Source organism: Streptomyces sp. NPDC047525, assembly GCF_040643025.1.
GTDB lineage: Bacteria > Actinomycetota > Actinomycetes > Streptomycetales > Streptomycetaceae > Streptomyces > Streptomyces durmitorensis.
In genome coordinates this window covers 263,039-279,748 of the sequence record NZ_JBEYTL010000003.1, presented here as the reverse complement: position 1 = coordinate 279,748, position 16,710 = coordinate 263,039, and the positions used below count along the sequence as shown (strand labels likewise).

11 protein-coding genes and 2 tRNA genes are annotated in these 16,710 nt (G+C 71.6%); 7 read left to right on the top strand and 6 right to left on the bottom strand.

All coding sequences use genetic code 11. From position 1 onward, the window contains the following. The first annotated feature begins 227 nt into the window (after nt 1-227). A complete protein-coding gene (locus tag ABZ833_RS10255; protein WP_361043758.1) occupies nt 228-1,022 on the top strand; it encodes a VOC family protein in 795 nt (264 codons plus the stop codon). 175 nt (nt 1,023-1,197) lie between these two features. Further along, complete coding sequence (locus ABZ833_RS10250; protein WP_361043754.1) at nt 1,198-1,434, top strand: WhiB family transcriptional regulator; 237 nt, start codon at nt 1,198-1,200, stop codon at nt 1,432-1,434. On the opposite strand, the gene ABZ833_RS10245 is transcribed toward ABZ833_RS10250, so the two are convergent. Beyond that, the gene (locus ABZ833_RS10245) at nt 1,421-3,892 is read right to left on the bottom strand and encodes a hypothetical protein (RefSeq protein WP_361043751.1); all 2,472 of its coding nucleotides are present in this window, start codon (nt 3,890-3,892) and stop codon (nt 1,421-1,423) included. The genes ABZ833_RS10250 and ABZ833_RS10245 overlap by 14 nt on opposite strands. A gap of 130 nt (nt 3,893-4,022) precedes the next feature. On the opposite strand from ABZ833_RS10245, the gene ABZ833_RS10240 reads away from it, so the two are divergent. The 4 genes from ABZ833_RS10240 (at nt 4,023) to ABZ833_RS10225 (ending at nt 9,084) form a co-directional block, all read left to right on the top strand. Further along, nucleotides 4,023-4,094, top strand: a tRNA-Glu gene (locus tag ABZ833_RS10240). A 30-nt stretch (nt 4,095-4,124) separates the two neighbouring features. Further along, on the top strand, nt 4,125-5,507 hold the full coding sequence (locus ABZ833_RS10235) for an SDR family oxidoreductase (protein ID WP_361043747.1): 1,383 nt from the start codon (nt 4,125-4,127) through the stop codon (nt 5,505-5,507). Between the two features lie 79 nt (nt 5,508-5,586). Continuing rightward, nucleotides 5,587-5,662, top strand: a tRNA-Trp gene (locus ABZ833_RS10230). 74 nt (nt 5,663-5,736) lie between these two features. Beyond that, a complete protein-coding gene (locus ABZ833_RS10225) occupies nt 5,737-9,084 on the top strand; it encodes a hypothetical protein (protein ID WP_361043744.1) in 3,348 nt (1,115 codons plus the stop codon). A 79-nt stretch (nt 9,085-9,163) separates the two neighbouring features. Here ABZ833_RS10225 and ABZ833_RS10220 read toward each other — a convergent pair whose 3' ends face one another. The 4 genes from ABZ833_RS10220 to ABZ833_RS10205 form a co-directional block, all read right to left on the bottom strand. Beyond that, complete coding sequence (locus ABZ833_RS10220) at nt 9,164-10,135, bottom strand: acyl-ACP desaturase (protein ID WP_361043741.1); 972 nt, start codon at nt 10,133-10,135, stop codon at nt 9,164-9,166. Nucleotides 10,136-10,317: 182 nt separating this feature from the next. Continuing rightward, on the bottom strand, nt 10,318-11,094 hold the full coding sequence (gene ddaH, locus ABZ833_RS10215) for a dimethylargininase (protein ID WP_361043740.1): 777 nt from the start codon (nt 11,092-11,094) through the stop codon (nt 10,318-10,320). A gap of 74 nt (nt 11,095-11,168) precedes the next feature. Then, a complete protein-coding gene (locus ABZ833_RS10210; protein WP_361043737.1) occupies nt 11,169-13,460 on the bottom strand; it encodes an excinuclease ABC subunit UvrA in 2,292 nt (763 codons plus the stop codon). A gap of 10 nt (nt 13,461-13,470) precedes the next feature. After that, a complete protein-coding gene (locus tag ABZ833_RS10205; protein WP_361043734.1) occupies nt 13,471-15,102 on the bottom strand; it encodes an ATP-binding cassette domain-containing protein in 1,632 nt (543 codons plus the stop codon). Nucleotides 15,103-15,415: 313 nt separating this feature from the next. Between ABZ833_RS10205 and ABZ833_RS10200 the strand changes: the two genes are divergently transcribed. Continuing rightward, complete coding sequence (locus tag ABZ833_RS10200) at nt 15,416-16,108, top strand: GPP34 family phosphoprotein (protein ID WP_361043731.1); 693 nt, start codon at nt 15,416-15,418, stop codon at nt 16,106-16,108. 61 nt (nt 16,109-16,169) lie between these two features. Here ABZ833_RS10200 and ABZ833_RS10195 read toward each other — a convergent pair whose 3' ends face one another. Then, nucleotides 16,170-16,586 (bottom strand): SsgA family sporulation/cell division regulator, encoded by a 417-nt coding sequence (locus ABZ833_RS10195; RefSeq protein WP_361043728.1) that lies wholly within the window; start codon nt 16,584-16,586, stop codon nt 16,170-16,172. Nucleotides 16,587-16,710: the final 124 nt, after the last annotated feature.

The window sequence follows — 16,710 nt, the reverse complement described above, 5'->3', positions numbered from 1 at the left end:
TCTCCCGGGATGTGTGTGGGGGGATGTCGTGCGGCCGTGGGTGGCTGTGGGGGTGGCCGGCCTTGTGGTGCGACCACTGTCGCTTCGGCCCATTCGACCGTCAAGAGTTGTGACTGAGAGCGCTCTCAGAATCTTGTTTCTTTCACAAGGTGGCAGCACACGCGCACTGTCAGTGCCGGGTGCCAGACTCGGAGGAAGGGAAGAGAGATACGACAAAGGAGTCGGTCATGCTCAATAACCGTTATGTCGTGGGAGCCCCGACATGGGTCGACCTCGGCACTCCGGATCTTGAAGGCGCCCACGCCTTCTACGGCGAGCTCTTCGGGTGGCAGTTCCTGTCGGGCGGTGCGGAATTCGGTGGCTATGGCATGTATCAGGCGGACGGGAAGACCGTGGCGGGAGCCATGACGGTCACCGCCGATCAGTCCCCTCCGTCCTGGACGCTCTACTTCAAGACACCGGACGCCGACGCGACGGCCAAGGCGGTCGAGCAGGCCGGCGGCAGCACGGTGTACGAGGCCATGGACGTCGGCGACCTCGGCCGCATGGCGGTCTTCCATGACGCCCAGGGGGTCGGCTTCGCCGTGTGGCAGCCGGGCACGAACAAGGGCCTCGACCTGGTCGACGCCCCGAACAGCATGTGCTGGACCGAGCTCTACACCCCGGACATCGAGGCGGCCCAGGAGTTCTATGGGGCGGTGTTCGACTGGGGCACCTCCACCCAGGCCTTCGAGGGCGGTTCGTACACGATGGTGCACCCCGCGGGCGGCACCGAGGACGACATGTTCGGCGGCCTGTGGCCGCTGTCCGACGCCCCGGAGGAAGCTGAGGCCGGGCCGTACTGGACTCCGTACTTCCAGGTGACCGACATGGACGCGGTGCTCGCCAAGGTCGAGCCGTCCGGGGGCACGGTGCGGGTGCCGCGCATGGACCTCGCGGGCGTCGGCAGCTTCGCCAAGCTCGCCGATCCCTCCGGGGCGCGGTTCGCGCTGATGCAGCCGGAGGCGCCGGGCGGAAGCTGAGGGCGGAAGGTGCCGGACGGGACGGACGCACGCGTCCCGTCCGGCACGCGAACCCGCCGGTGAGCGTTTCGCCGCGTTCCCCGGCGGGCAAGCAGGAGGAGGCCGAAACAGCGCATGTCATGGCGTTGATCGTTCGTTGATCCCTTGTTTCGCGCCCCCTGCCAGCATCGACGGCATGCAGATCCACATGACAGCCCAGCCGGAAATCGCCTGGGAGCAGGCCCTGTGCGCCCAGACGGGATCCGAGTTCTTCTTCCCCGAACCGGGCAGCTCGGTGCGCGAGGCCAAGTACATCTGCCAGCTCTGCGAGATGCGCCCGGCGTGCCTCGAGTACGCCCTGGCCCATGACGAGCGGTTCGGCGTCTGGGGCGGGCTCTCGGAGAAGGAACGGCTCAGCCTCAGGCGTACGTGACCGTGAACCTCCTCGTCCCCGCGGGAATGTGCACGTTGTCCCCCGTCACCGTCAGATCGCGGCCGTCCGCCGTCACCGCGCGCACCGGGCCGAACCGGCACGGATAGACGTACCGCACGCGTTCCGGCGCCCGCGTGATGTCCACGATGACCTTCCGGCGGCCCGCGTCATGGGTGAGGCGGTAGCCGAAGGGCGCCCCGAACAGGTTCGGGGCGTCGTCCACGGCCACCGACGCACCGTCCGGCACCCAGTGGGGGCGTATGCCCGGAGCGATGTAGAGGTGCGGGTCCCTGTCCTCGTCCGCCTCGAAGAAGAGGATGTCGCGGATCAGGAGCAGATACTCGGCCGCCGCCCAGCCGTGCGGGATGTCCCCCATGTACCAGTGGCGTGAGGGGACTTCGCGGTAGTCGGAGGCGATGGGGAAGGCGTGCTGCTCGTTCCACGCGCCGAGCGCCACCGCCCGCTCCTCGGTCCGGGGCATCGACGCGCCCACGATCCAGCCGAGCAGCGTGTCCATCCGCGCGGCGTCGCCCGCCAGGAGATACGCGTGCGCCAACTGCGTCGTGAGGTAGGGGCCGTAGGCGTTCCAGGCCGCCTCGTGCCGGTAGCCGCCGGTCACGAAGTGCGCGTACATCGTGTCGAGCGTCCAGCGGGCCGCCCGGTCGATGTCCTCGCCCAGCTTGCTGCCCATGTGCAGCCGCAGCGGGTGGAAGAACGCCGCCGTGCCGATCATCGTCGAGTCGAGCCGGCCGACGTCACCGGGTCCGGTCGGGATGTACGTCTCCCAGGCGCCGCGCCTCTGCTGTTCCGCAAGGACCCAGCGCACCGATGCCGCCGTGGCCCGCTTCAAGTCGTCGAAGGCGCCCCAGAGTTCGGGCACGTCGGGGGAGCCGATCCGCTCGGCGAGCCGCGCGGCCTCGTAGAGACCGGCAAGGCCCCACAGGTCGTCCCAGTAGTGCGGCTTGTCCCGCTCTCCGAGGTGCTCGGCGCTCCAGCCGCTGTGCAGCAGGCCGTACTGATCGCGGTTGTCGCGCAGCCACCGGGCGCCGTCGATGACGTACGGCGTGTAGAGCTTGGCCCCGAACGCGGTGGACCGGCCGTGGGTCCGGTCGAAGCGGCCGATCGCCCACAGCGCCTGGCCGTTGCTGTCCCACTCGCGGTCGTCCTTCTCGTGCGGTCCGCCGTAGAAGCCGTACTCGGCACACGGCCCGATCCGGCCCGAGCCGCGGTTGAACTTCAGCGGATAGTGCGTGCCCAACTGCCGTTCGGCCAGGGCCGCGTCGCCCACCAGTGAGCACGCCGTGGCCTCGACGGACGAGTCGCGGATCCAGAAGGAGTCGTACACCGTCGGGCCCGGATGGATCTCGCCGTGGTCGGAGAGGATGAGGAGCTGTGAGCGGCACTGCCGCCACCGGTCCGCCAAGTGTGAGACGGGCTGCGGCAGTTCGGGTTGCACACCCTGCGCGATCAGCTTGCCCGTCCAGAACAGGCGGTTGGCCTCCTCCAGAGCGGCGGCCGGAGTGGCCTTGATCTCCGCAAGGTCGGCGGCGCCGCTGTAGAGGTCGACCGGCAGGCGGACGTCGAGCTCGAACAGCTCGTCGTCCGCGACCCGGTAGGGCCAGGCGAACGCCGCGCTGCACAGACCCGCGATCTGGTCCTGGGCCTGCGTCGCGCCGTTCAGCTTGCCGCCCATGACGAGGTCGTGGAACGGGTTGCGGCTCAGATAGGAATCCGGGGCGTACGTGAAGTCCGGGTTGCCGTACACGCCGTACTGCTCGGGAGGCGTGTCGAACACCGGCCCCCACCCGCTGTTGGTCTCCACCCGGCCCTCGTCGGGCAGATGGCGCAGGAACGTCAGGCGCCGGTCGGTGATCTGGCGGCCGTTGCGGTCGTGCCGCTGGAAGCCGCTCGGCCCCGCGGGCATGACGGCCGCGCACAGCCAGCCCTCGCGCGGCTGCCCGGTCGCGCTGCCCACCGTCAGACGGGTCACGACGAGGTCCCGCTGCCGGGGGCCGATGGCCGTACCGAAGGTCCGCTGCACGAACTCGGTGCCGTCGGCGGTGCGGAACGTCGTCAGGACCACCGGCAGATGGGGCGCCTCCATGCGCTGGCCAAGCGTCCCGGCGTCCGTCAGCTGCGGCAGCCGCACGGCGCCGGTCGACGGTGAGTAGAGGAAGAAGGACAGGCAGTACTTGTCGTAGACCGGCTCGATCTCGCCCGCCTGCCCGATGAGGGACTCCTGGCGGTGGTCCTTGACGCCCACCATGTGCCAGTAGCGGTACAGCGCGTTGGAGGCGAAGGCGGCCTCCTTGGATTCGTACGTTCCCGAGTCGAAGTCGTCGCTCCAGCGCCGGAAGGCGGCTTGCGCCCACCACGGAACGGGATAGGGCACCCGGGCCCGCCCCGCCCAGCCGCGCCACATGACCTCGTAGAACATCCATTCATGGGTCTGTGCCATGGGTTCCACCCCCGCTGCCCACCGTTGCACCGGGGCGGGCACTCGTAAATCGGTTCGGCACGGCGGTACGCGCGCGGCTACGATCCGGGGGCGCGGGCGGACCGAACACTCCTGGTCCGCGCGGGTGCGGGGTCCTGTAGAGCAGAGGCAGACTCGCCGCCTTCTCAGGGCGGATACGCCGGTTCGAATCCGGCCGGGACCACGAGCGGACGGCACGGGCGGGGCGGAACGGATGGATGAGAGCGGCGGGATCAGCGAGGCGGACCTCGCGGCCTTCCACGACGTGATCGGCAGGCTCCGTGAGCTGCCGGCCGACGACCCGGTGCGGCTGCGCGCCGAGCAGGTCGCCGCTTCCTTCGCCCGGGACGGACGGCTGCGCAGACGCAAGGCGCGCGGGGCCGAACTCTCCGCCGCCGACGCCGCCGTGATGGCCGCCACCGCCACCGGGGCCGACGACCGCCGTGAGGACGCGCCGCTGGTCGTCGAGGGGGCAGCGGGTGCCGCCGCTACCGCCGGGGTCTTCCGGCGGGCCAGGCCCTGCTATGTCTGCAAGGCGTCGTATCGACAGGTCGACTCCTTCTACCACCGGCTCTGTCCCGGCTGCGCAGCCGACAACCGCACCCGGCGCGAGCTCGGGACCGATCTGAGCGGGCGTCGCGCGCTGCTCACCGGGGGCCGCGTGAAGATCGGCTTCCAGCTGGCCCTGATGATGCTGCGCGACGGTGCCGAACTCCTGGTCACCAGCCGCTTTCCGCATGACACGGAGCGGCGCTTCCGTGCGGTGCCTGGCAGCGAGAAGTGGCTCGAGAGGCTCACGGTGCTCGCTGTCGACCTGCGTGACCCGCGCCAAGTGCTCGGCCTGTGCGAGGAGTTGCGTCGGGAGGGCGAGCCGCTGGACATCCTGGTCAACAACGCGGCGCAGACGGTCCGAAGGCCGCCCGAGTCGTACGCGGCTCTCGCGGCGGGGGAGCGGGCAGAACTGCCCGCCGGGGCCCGTGGCGCACCCGGCTTCCGGCCGATGCGGACGCTGGACGGTTCCACCGCGATCCTGGACGGCTCAACCGCGACGCTGGGCGCGCTCGCCATGGTCCTGCCCATGGCCGACGAGGCGGGCCTGTTGCGCGACGCGTCGCCGGAGAACTCCTGGTCCGCCCGGCTCGGCGGCCTCGACCCGGCCGAGGTCCTGGAGACCCAGCTGGTCAACTCGCTCGCACCGGCCCTGCTCTGCGACCGGCTGTTGCCGCTGCTGCTCGCCTCGTCGCGCCCCCGCACGTACATCGTGAACGTCACGGCGGTCGAAGGCCGGTTCGCCGTGCGCAACAAGATGGCCGGGCATCCGCACACGAACATGGCCAAGGCCGCCCTGAACATGCTCACGCGCACGAGCGCGGCCGAACTCGCCGAGCAGGGCGTGCACATGTGCGCCGTCGACACCGGCTGGATCACCGACGAGAACCCCGCCCCCAAGAAGGACCGCATCGCGGGCGCGGGCTTCCGCACGCCCCTCGACGTGGTGGACGGCGCGGCCCGGATCTACGACCCGATCGTGCGGGGCGAGGCGGGCGCGCCGGTCTCGGGGGTCTTCCTCAAGGACTACCGGGAGGCGGAGTGGTGAACGGCCCTGCGGACGCGGGGGAGTTCCGGGCCGCCCGTGGCACCCGGCCCGAAGACGGAGGATAGGATCCGGCCCAAGGGCGGGGTCGTAGCGCAGAGGCTGTCGCGTCGGTCTCCAAAACCGGAACACGCTGGTTCGAATCCAGCCGCCCCGCCCCCTTCGTGATCCTCTTCTCGGCAGCTCGGTAATCCGCTGTCCCCGAGCCGGTCCCGCCGGGCAGAATCCGCGCATGGCTCTGCCCGAGAAGACCGCCGCCCGCTATCTGCTCTCCGATCTCGACCCTCTGCCGTATCCGCGGCGGATGCGGGAGATCGCCGAGAGCGCCCGGGACTTCGCGGGGCGCGGCGCGCTGCGCACCGTCCTGGAGGAGCTGGAGAGCGGCGGCCCGTACGAGTGCGGGGTGGCCATCGTGCTGGCCTGTGCCGGCGGGGACACGGAGTGGACCGCCGCCCGGATCGCCGACCCCGACCCCTTCGTGCGCGGGCACGCGCTGCGGGCCGCGCGGAGCCACGGGGTGCCGGACGCCGCGTTCGAGGCCGCGTTCCACGACGCTCCCGAGGCGGTGCGGCGGCAGTTGCTGCGCGCGATCGTCGCCGGGCGCCGCACCGCGCTCGCCGACCGCGTCATCGGCCCGCTGCGGCGCGAGTGGGGTGACGTGGAGGCGGCCAGGCTGCTGCCCGGTTGCTCGGACCCGGTGGTGCGGCGGCTGCTGCCGGAGCTCTTCCACGCCGTGCGGGGGTGGCGGCCGTTGGCGAGGCGGCACGCGGACGCGCTGCTCGACATGGCGGCGCGCGAGCTCGGCGCGCTGCCCGATGCTATGCGGGACGGGTGGTGGCAGCGGTACGCGGCGGGCATCGCCGCGGCCACGGAGTCGGAGCCGGTCCGCGTGCTCGACCTGCTCGACCGGTTCGCGCCCAGCGTGTTCCCTCATCAACTCCGCCCGCGTCTCGGCATGTTGGCCGACGCGGCACCGGGACGGGTCCTGGCGATCCTCTGCGGGACCTGGGGGTGGCCGCTGCGGCGCAGCGGCGCGCTCACCACGTCCGTGCTGTACAAGCTCGCCCGCTCGGGCGCTCCCGAACTCCTCACGTACGCGCGAGCCGTCGCCGACGACTCCGCCGACCTCGCCCGGCTGATGCTCGCGCACGCGCCCGCTGAGCGTGCCGCCGTGCACGCGCGGGCCGTCGAGGGGCGCGGCGCGGGGTTCGTCACCGTCGACGGGGCCGTCCTGGGCGCGCTGCCCCGCAGTGCCGTGGCCGACGAGGCGCGGCGGATGGCCGAGCGGGTCAAGGAACGTGGCGGGCACTGGAGTTCCGTGCTGCTCGCCGAGTCCTTCCTGCCGTGCGCGGAGGTGCGCGACCGTTTGGTGGCGGCCACCCGGCGGCCCGCCGCCGACGACCGCGCCGAGGCGTGGCCGCTGTTCGTCCGCAACGCCGCACGCTCCGGCGAACCGGCCCAAGTCACCGCCGTCCTCGAAGAGATGACCCGGCTGGCGAACGAGCAGGACCCGGTGCGGGCCGCCGCCCTGTCCGCGCTCGCCGAGACCCGGCCCGCCCTCTTCGGCGCCGACGCCGAACCGTTCCTCGACCGGATCTCGGCGGACGCCGTCGCGGCCCGCGACTCCTCGCACGGTACCCGCGGCAGCCTCAGCCGCCTGGCCGTCGCCGTACTGCGCGAGCACGCGGCGGGCGGACAGCGGGAGTTGGTGAACTGGGCGCTGCGCACGCTCGTCCGGATCTCCGGCAACACCGGCGGCGCCGACCTCGGGCGCCTCGACCACACCCTGCGCCGCGGCCAGGAGCACGACGTGTTCGACGCGCTGCGCCCCTGGATCGAGGCGGGAGCCGAGAAGTCCGACTACAGCCTCGCCTTCGCGCTGGCCCGTGCGGTCGGCCGGCGTGCCGCCGGGATGGCGGAGCTGCAGGAACTCCTGTGGCAGGCCATCCGGTTCGGCGGCAACGCGACGGTGTCCAGGGCGATCGACCTGTGGCTCGAGCCGCCCGCGACCCGTGACGAACGCGTCGCCCGCGTCCTGGCGCAGGAGCCGTCGACGGGCGCGCTCGTCCCGGTCCGTTCCCTGCTGTGCGCACGCCGCACGGACCTGCTCGACCAACTCCTGTCCGGCACACCTCCGTACGGGCGTTTCCTGACCAAGGGTGCGCCGTGGACGGTGGAAGCCTATGCCTGGCAGATCCGCCGCTGGCTGCCTCGCCAACAGGAGGCACTGGCGCGGCAGTTGGAGCAGGCCGCCGGTGACGCGGGTCTTCCGCGGTGGAACCGCGCCGCGGCGATCGCGCGCGGTGCGGCCGTTCCCGGCGCGGGGGAGGAGCTCGTCCGCCGCTGGACCGGATCGCCCGACACCGTGCTCGCCGAGGCGGCCCTCGGCGCGCTCGCCCACATCGCGCGCCCCGGGGACGCGCTGCCCGAGCTGCTCGCGCACGCGGGAGGCGAGCGGGCGCGGGTCGCGGTGTACGCGGCGACGCAGGCGTCACGGCATGTCCCGCCGTCCCGGCTCGCGGTGCTGTTGCGGGAGGTCCTGTGCGGCCCCGGCAAGAAGGTGACGAGCCGCAAGGAGGCCGCGCGGCTCGCAGCCGTGCGGCTGCCCGCGTCCGAGGCGGCGGCGCTGCTCGGCGACGCCTACGAGGCACCGGACGCCCACCGCGACGTACGGGCGGCGTGTGTCGCCTTCGCGGGCGGGCTGCTCGGCGAGGAGCGGGTGTGGGGGCTGCTGCGGGACGCGGCCGGGGGCGATGCCGTGCTGCGGACGGCTGTGCTGCGGGTGCGGCCGCTGGATCTGGCACAGGGGCATCGGGAGCGGTACGCGCGTCTCGTGCGCGAGGTGGTGGGCACGGGGGACGACGAGGCCGCGGCCCTCGCGCTCGCCGCCCTTGCGCGGTGGGCCCCTTGGTCGCCGGACGCGGCTTCGGTGCTCGCGGACGCGGTGGCGGATCTCGGCCGCCGGTCGACGTGGCAGGTGGCGGCGCGGGGGCTCGTGACGGCCGCGGCGACCGCGCCGCGCGGGGACGAGGCATTGCGCGGGGCCCTCGCGGCGCTTGCGGGGGCCGATGGGGTCACGTCACCGGACCGGGACCTTCCGGCGCGGCGGCGGATCGAGTACCTGGCGCAGACGCTGGCCGATGCGGGCGAGGTGTACCGGGCCGCTGCCCTGCGGGCGGGCGAGCTGCTCGCCGGGTACGGGGATTTCGTGCCGCAGGCCGCCGAGGTGCTGGCCGGGGCGGTGGCGCTGGACGCCGGGCCCGCCGAGGTGGCGGAGGCGCTGTCACGGCTCGCCCGGCTGCACGAGGGGCGTCCTGCCCTTGCGGTGCGGACCGCCGCGACGCTGGGCGCGCGCCTCGCTGACGCGGAGGGGGAGACGGCCCCGCTGCTTCCGGTGACGCGCCGCCTCGCCGAGGAGGGCGGCCACGCGTCGGGCCTCTTGGCGGTGGCGGCGGTGGAATCCCTCGGGGAGTGGACGGACTGGGCGGCACCGTGGCGCGCCCTGCTGACGTCGCTGCGGGCCCACCGCGTCCCGGACGTGCGGGACGCGGCGCTGGGTGTGTGCACGTCGTACGAGTAGTGCTCTGCCGGTGGGTGGGCTCTGAACCGCCGCTTCGCGGCGGATGCTTCCCGCCCACCCACCGATTACCCCGGAGGGACTACTTCCCCCGAGCCGCCATCCGCGCCTTGCGAGCGGCCAGCTTCTCGTCGAACTTGCTGGCCTCGCTGTCGAGCCCGTTCATGTACATGCCGAGCTCCTCCTGCGCCTTGAGACCCTCGGGGCCGAGCCCGCCGATCTCCATGACCTTGAGGTAGCGAAGGACGGGCTGGATCACGTCGTCGTGGTGGATGCGCATGTTGTAGATCTCGCCGATCGCCATCTGCGCGGCGGCCCGCTCGAAGCCGGGCATGCCGTGTCCGGGCATCCGGAAGTTGACGACGACGTCGCGCACGGACTGCATCGTGAGGTCCGGGGCGAGCTCGAAGGCCGCGCCCAGGAGGTTGCGGTAGAAGACCATGTGCAGGTTCTCGTCGGTCGCGATGCGCGCCAGCATGCGGTCGCAGACCGGGTCGCCCGACTGGTGGCCGGTGTTGCGGTGCGAGACGCGGGTCGCGAGCTCCTGGAAGGCCACGTACGCGACCGAGTGCAGCATCGAGTGCCGGTTGTCCGACTCGAAGCCCTCGGCCATGTGCGCCATGCGGAACTGCTCGAGCTTGTCCGGGTCCACGGCGCGCGAGGCCAGGAGGTAGTCGCGCATCACGATGCCGTGGCGGCCCTCCTCGGCGGTCCAGCGGTGCACCCAGGTGCCCCAGGCGCCGTCGCGGCCGAAGAGGGACGCGATCTCGTGGTGGTAGCTGGGGAGGTTGTCCTCGGTCAGGAGGTTGACGACCAGGGCGATCTTGCCGATGTCGGTGACCTTGGACTGCTCGGGCTCCCAGGCCTCGCCGTCCTCGAAGTAGCCGGGGAAGTTCCGGGCGTCGGAGAACGGGACGTACTCGTGCGGCATCCAGTCCTTGGCCACCTTCAGGTGGCGGTTGAGCTCCTTCTCGACCACTTCTTCCAGGGCGAACAGCAACCGGGCATCGGTCCAGTCGTCCGTGCTGCCGAGATGAGGAGAGGTGATCGTCACGGGGGCTCCAGGGGGACGGGAGTTTTTTTACGGACTACGTGCGTAGGGGTTACGCGGTAGCACGAGCGGGTGCTACCTACCTACGGTGTCGTAGGTTACGTTGCCGTAGGTTAAGCCCTCCGTAAAGTGCTTGCGGCAGCGGGGCTCATGTGCCCCTCTCGCCCCACCCGCTCCAGGACTGGTCACGCGTACAGCTCCCTCAGCCGCACTGAGAGGCATGTCACACAGCCTTCGAGCTTCTCGAATTCGCTGATGTCCACCATCACGGGGTCGAAACCGAGGTCCGCGAGCAGCTCCGCGCTCTTGGGCGCGCTCGCCGCCATCAGCAGCTTCGCGCCGCCGAGCAGCACCACGTGGGCCCCGGACTCCTCGGGCACCGGCAGGAAGCGCGGGAAGAGCGAGGGCGTGTCCACCAGCGGCGGGTAGCCGATCACCGTGCCGTCCGGCAGCGCGGTCACCGCCGACTTCAGATGCAGGACCTTGGCCACGGGGACGGCCACGACCCGCGCCCCGAGCGGTTCGAAGGCCGCCCGCAGCTGTCGCACCCCGGCGGCGTTCGTGCGCCCGCCCCGGCCCACGTAGATCGTGTCGCCGACCTTGAGGATGTCGCCGCCGTCCAGCGTCCCCGGATCCCACACCCAGTTCACGGAGGCGCCGAGCCGTGCCACCGCCTCCTCCACGCCCTCCGTCTCCGGCCGCCGGGACTCGGCGCCGGGCCGGGCGATGAGTGCCACGTTGCGGAAGACGACGACCGCGTCCTCGACGAAGACCGCGTCCGGGCAGTCGTCGGCGGGCTCCACCTCGACCGTCTCCCAGCCGTGCGCCCGCAGCGCGTCGGCGTACGCCTCCCACTGCTCAAGAGCGAGCCCCGCGTCGACCGGGGTCCGCTCGACGTGCGTGACCAGGCCTTCGGCGATGCGCGGTCCTGGGCGGCGGATCAGCGCTTTCTTGCTGGGCACGGGAGCTCTCCGTAGGGGTGGAGCGGCGGGGGCGCCCCCGCCCGGCGGGCGCCGGGCCGGGGTGTTGCCGCACATCATGCAGCGTGGGAGGGGTCCAGGCCCAGGTCTCGTCGCAGATGAGCGGCGGTGAACGAGCCGTCCGCGTCGAGCAGCTGCCCCGGCGTGCCCTCGAAGACGATCCGGCCGCCGTGCTTGCCGCCGTCGAGGCCGAGGTCGATCACCCAGTCCGCGTGCTTGACGACCTCCAGGTTGTGCTCGACGACGATCACGGTGTTCCCCGCGTCGACGAGCCGGTCGAGGAGGGCGAGCAGGCCGTCCACGTCCGCCATGTGCAGGCCGGTCGTCGGCTCGTCCAGGACGTACGTGGTGCCCGTGCGGTGCAGCTGCGTGGCGAGCTTGATGCGCTGGCGCTCGCCGCCCGACAGGGTGCTCAGCGGCTGCCCGAGCGTCAGGTAGGTGAGCCCCACGTCGTGCAGGGCCCGCAGCCGGCGGCGTACCGCCGTGTCGTCGACGGCGGCCAGGAAGTCCAGGGCGCGCTCGGCCGTCATGTCGAGCACGTCGGCGATGGAGCTGCCGCCGACGGTGAGCCGGAGCACCTCCTCCTTGAAGCGGCGCCCCTCGCACGCCTCGCAGGTCGTGGTCACCGGATCCATGAACGCCAGGTCGCTGTAGATGATCCCGCGGCCCTGGCAGCTCGCGCACGCGCCGCTGGAGTTGAAGCTGAAGAGGCCCGCGTCCTGGCCGGTCTCGCGCGCGAAGAGCTTGCGCAGCGAGTCCATGATCCCGAGGTACGTCGCCGGGGTCGAACGGCCCGAGACGCCGATGCCTGACTGGTCGACGACCACGGCGTCCGGATGCTCGGCGACGAACGCCCCCGACACCAGCGTGCTCTTGCCCGAGCCCGCGACGCCCGTCACGGCGGTGAGCACCCCGGTCGGCACGCGCACGCTCACGTCCTTGAGGTTGTGCAGGTCGGCGCCCTTGACCCACCGCCCGCCGATGGCCTCACGCGGGTGCTCCTTGACGCCGGTGGAGCGCCGCAGGTGCCGGCCCGTGAGCGTGTCCGCGCGGCGCAGCTCGTCCGGTGTCCCCTCGAAGACGACCAGACCGCCGCCCGTGCCCGCCGTCGGGCCCATGTCGACGACGTGGTCGGCGACGGCGATCACGTCCGGGTCGTGCTCGACGACCAGGACCGTGTTGCCCTTGTCGCGCAGGCGCAGCAGCAGGTCGTTGAGCCTGCCCACGTCGCGCGGGTGCAGGCCGACGCTCGGCTCGTCGAAGATGTACGTCATGCCGGTCAGGCTGGAGCCGAGGTGCCGCACCGTCTTCAGGCGCTGGCCCTCGCCCCCGGAGAGCGTGGACGTCTCGCGGCCGAGGCTGAGGTAGCCGAGCCCGATCGCCTCGATCCGCTCCAGGGCGGCCACGGCAGCCGCCGCGATCGGGCCCGCCACCGGGTCGTCGATCCGCTCCAGGGCGGCGATGAGGTCGGTGACCTCCATGCGCGAGCAGTCGGCGATGTTCAAGCCGTCGATACGGGTGGCGAGCGCCGCCTCGTTGAGCCGCGCCCCGTCGCAGGCGTCGCACTCGCCCTCGACGAGGAAGCGCTGCACCAGGTCGCGCGTCTTCTGGGAGAGAGCCGACAGGTCGCGGTTGAGGTAGAGCCGCTCGAAGCGGTCGGCGAGCCCTTCGTAGTCGATGTCCCGCGCGCCGCCGGTGTTGTCGACGTTGACCTTGCCGCCGTGCTCTGCGCCGCGCATGAGGAACTGCCGTTCCCGCTCGGTGAACCGGCCGACCGGCTTGTGCGTGTCCAGGTCGGGTGTGTTGGTGTACGTCTGGCCCTGCCAGGTCCCCACGGCGAACGGCGGGAAGAGGATCGCGCCGTCCGCCAGGGACTTGGCGGGGTCCAGGATGCGGTCGTAGTCGGGCCGCACCGTCTTGCCCAGGCCGTGGCACCGGGGGCACATGCCCGACGGGTCGTTGAACGAGTACGCGGTCGCGGGACCGGCACTCGGTGTGCCGTGCCGCGAGAACAGCACGCGCATCACCGAGTAGATGTCCGTCATCGTGCCCACCGTGGACCGGGAGTGGCCGCCGATCGGCCGCTGGTCGACGACGATCGCGGGCGAGAGCTCCTCGATGGTGTCCGCGTGCGGCCGCTCGTACTTCGGCAGCCGGTTGCGGACGAACCACGTGAAGGTCTCGTTCAGCTGGCGCTGCGACTCCACCGCGATCGTGTCGAACACGACCGACGACTTCCCCGACCCCGAGACGCCGGTGAAGACCGTGAGCCGGTCCTTCGGGATGCGCAGGTTCACCTCCTTGAGGTTGTTCTCACGGGCTCCGGTGATCGTGATGTATTGGTGCATACACCCGAAGCTAGCCAAAATACCCGACAGCTTCTGTCGTGATTTCTTTCATTTCTCCGTCGAGAAGCAGCCAGCGTGTGATGCCGATCGACTCCAGGAACGGCACGTCGTGACTGGCCACGATCAGCGCTCCCTCGTACGACTCCAGGGCCGTGGCCAGCTGTTTCACGCTCGCCATGTCGAGGTTGTTCGTCGGCTCGTCGAGCATCAGGAGCTGCGGCGCGGGCTCCGCGAGCAGCAGCGCGGCCAGCGCCGCCCGGAACCGTTCGCCGCCCGACAGGGTCGCCGCGGGCTGGTCGGCCCGTGCCCCCTTGAACAGGAAGCGGGCCAGGCGGGCCCGGATCCGGTTGTTCGTGGCGTCGGGCGCGAAGCGCGCCACGTTCTCGGCGACCGTCAACTCCTCGTCGAGCACGTCGAGGCGCTGCGGCAGGAAGCGCAGCGGGACGTGTGCGAGCGCCTCTCCCTCCACGGCCGCCAGCTCTCCGGCGATCGTCCGCAGGAGCGTGGTCTTGCCCGCGCCGTTGCGGCCGACCAGCGCGACCCGCTCGGGCCCGCGCAGCTCGAACTCGCCCTGCACGCGTGCGCCGTAGTGCAGCGTGAGCTCGCGCAGGGTGAGCACGGTGCGGCCGGGCGGGACCGCGGTGAACGGCAGGTCGACGCGGATCTCGTCGTCGTCCCGCACCGCCTCGACGGCGTCGTCGAGGCGCTCCTTCGCCTCGGTGAGTTTCTCCTCGTGCATGATGCGGTGCTTGCCCGCGGACACCTGGGCCTGGCGCTTGCGCTCGCCCATGACGACCTTCGGCTCGCGCTTGGTGTCCCACATCTTCTGGCCGTAGCGCTTGCGCCGGGCCAACTTGACGTGCGCGTCGGCCAGTTCGCGCTTCTGCTTCTTCAGGTCGGACTCGGCGACGCGCACCATGCGCTCCGCCGCCTCCTGTTCGGCGGCCAGCGCCTCCTCGTACGCGGTGAAGTTGCCTCCGTACCACGTGACCTCTCCGTCCCGCAGATCGGCGATCTGGTCGACCAGGTCGAGGAGTTCACGGTCGTGGCTGACCACGACCAGGACTCCGGACCAGGCGTCGACGGCCGCGTACAGGCGCCGACGGGCGTACAGGTCGAGGTTGTTGGTGGGTTCGTCGAGCAGGAGCACGTCGGGCCGGCGAAGGAGCAGCGCGGCAAGGCGCAGCAGCACGGACTCGCCGCCCGAGACCTCCCCGGTCGTCCGGTCGAGGCCGATGTGCCCGAGGCCGAGCTGGTCGAGGGTCGCGACGGCGCGCTCCTCGACGTCCCAGTCGTCACCGACCGTCGTGAAGTGCTCGTCGGCCACGTCGCCCGCCTCGATGGCGTGCAGGGCGGCGCGCGTCGGCGCGATGCCGAGGACCTCGTCGACGCGCAGACGCGTGTCGAGGGTGACGTTCTGCGGCAGATACCCGATGTCACCCGCGACGCGGACGCTGCCCTCGCTCGGCGTGAGCTCACCGGCGACGAGCTTCAACAGGGTTGACTTCCCTGATCCGTTGACGCCGATGAGGCCGGTCCTGCCGGGGCCGAAGGCCACCTGGAGCCCGTCGAAGACATGGGTGCCGTCCGGCCAGTCGAAGTCGAGGGACGTGCAGGTGATGGAGGTGGGGGAAGTAGACATGGGGTCCTCGCGATTGCGTGAGATGAAGCGCGGTCAGGGGCAACGCGTTTCGGGACACCGCGGGGCGCGACAAGAGGACGGGAGCAGCGTCGTCAAGGGAGGCGAGGGCAGAAGAATGGGCCCTGCGTCAGGCAGACGGCTCGTACGCCGAGGTCGCACGCTACGCACACGGCCGAGCCGTGTGACGCGGTGACTCCAGACCTCAGACGAGCAACGTCCTACTCCTATCGGCGACAACAGAACCGTTATACACCGTAGGTTGCGACCTGAACGCTGTCAACGACTTATCGTGACCGCGAACAAGGAGGCCCCCATGCCTTACGGCTCGCTCTCACTGCCGACCCGGATCTTCCTGCTGGCCTGGGACACCGGTCGCAACAAGGTCACCGGCGCCCCCGACCTGCACTTCGCCGTGCGGGCCTGCGCGCTCGCGGAGCTGGCCCAGCGCGGACTTCTCTCGGACGTGGACGGCATCGTCACGCCGGTCTTCGGCGCACGCACCGGCGACCCGTCGCTCGACGGCGTCCTGGAACTCATCGAGGAGTCAAGGCCCCGCAAATGGCGTGGCTGGATCACGCACAAGGCCCGCGCCACCCAGGACGGCGTGCGCGACCAGCTGGTCTCCGAGGGCTATCTGCGGACGGAGCGCACCCGGGTCCTCGGGATCTTCCCCTCCCGGCGCTACGAGCTGGAGCGCGCCGGATACGTCGAGGTCCTGCACGCCGAGGTGCTCGCGGTCCTGCGCGGTCCGGTGCCGGTGTCCGAGGTTCCCGCGGGCGACGCGGCCCTGGTGGTGTGCGCGGCTACGGGCAAGCTGCGCGGCATCATCTCGGGCAAGGACCGCAGGCAGTACAAGGAACGGCTCGAGGCGCTCACCGACCGCAGCGGGGCCCCGGCTCCCGAGCTGCCCGAGCTGATGCGGGGGCTGCGCAAGGCGCTGGCCTCGGCGGTGTCGTCGGCGGAGGCGGCAAGGGCGTCGTCCGGCGGCGGGGGCGGGGGCGGCTGACCCCGGCAACCGGACCCCGGCGACCGGATCCCGGCACCGGGCTTCGGCGCCGGGCTTCGGCTCAGCAGGCGTCCCGCATCAGGTCGGCGAGGTCCTGGTCCAGGTCGACGTGCAGGTGCTCGTCGCCGACGGGCACCAGGGCAAGGGAGCGGTGCAGGAAGCGGCGCAGCTCGCCGGTGCGGATGTGGACGATCGCCGTGCCCTCGGGCGCGTGGAACTCCACGACCGTGCGGTCGAAGCCGTACGGCCGCACGCGGACGTCCCCGTCGCCCACCGCCTGCTCCATGCCTTGGGAGAGCAGCTCGCGGGCGAAGGTCCAGTAGACCTCGATGCCCTCCAGGGTCGCGGGGGCGGGAAAACTCATCCGGACGGCGAACGGATCGCCCCGGTCGTAGTGCAGCGTCGCGGGGATGGACTGCATCCGCGGCGCGGCGGCGACGAGGCGGGCCTCTACGGCTTGCTCGATGCTGTTGGACAACGCCTGCTCCCTCAACTACAGCTGGACGACTCGGGTCGGCACTTGGATAGACGTCGGAATGACGGAATCCGTGCACGCGAACACCGAGTGACCTCGGTCACCGCGTGCTCTTCACCGTCTTCAC

Excerpts from the sequence above, each read along its gene's own strand:
- ABZ833_RS10235 (WP_361043747.1), top strand. The coding sequence starts at position 4,125 with ATGGATGAGAGCGGCGGGATCAGCGAGGCGGACCTCGCGGCCTTCCAC.
- ABZ833_RS10225 (WP_361043744.1), top strand. The coding sequence starts at position 5,737 with ATGGCTCTGCCCGAGAAGACCGCCGCCCGCTATCTGCTCTCCGATCTC.
- ABZ833_RS10245 (WP_361043751.1), bottom strand. The coding sequence starts at position 3,892 with ATGGCACAGACCCATGAATGGATGTTCTACGAGGTCATGTGGCGCGGC.
- ABZ833_RS10205 (WP_361043734.1), bottom strand. The coding sequence starts at position 15,102 with ATGTCTACTTCCCCCACCTCCATCACCTGCACGTCCCTCGACTTCGAC.
- ABZ833_RS10200 (WP_361043731.1), top strand. The coding sequence starts at position 15,416 with ATGCCTTACGGCTCGCTCTCACTGCCGACCCGGATCTTCCTGCTGGCC.
- ABZ833_RS10210 (WP_361043737.1), bottom strand. The coding sequence starts at position 13,460 with ATGCACCAATACATCACGATCACCGGAGCCCGTGAGAACAACCTCAAG.
- ABZ833_RS10255 (WP_361043758.1), top strand. The coding sequence starts at position 228 with ATGCTCAATAACCGTTATGTCGTGGGAGCCCCGACATGGGTCGACCTC.
- ABZ833_RS10250 (WP_361043754.1), top strand. The coding sequence starts at position 1,198 with ATGCAGATCCACATGACAGCCCAGCCGGAAATCGCCTGGGAGCAGGCC.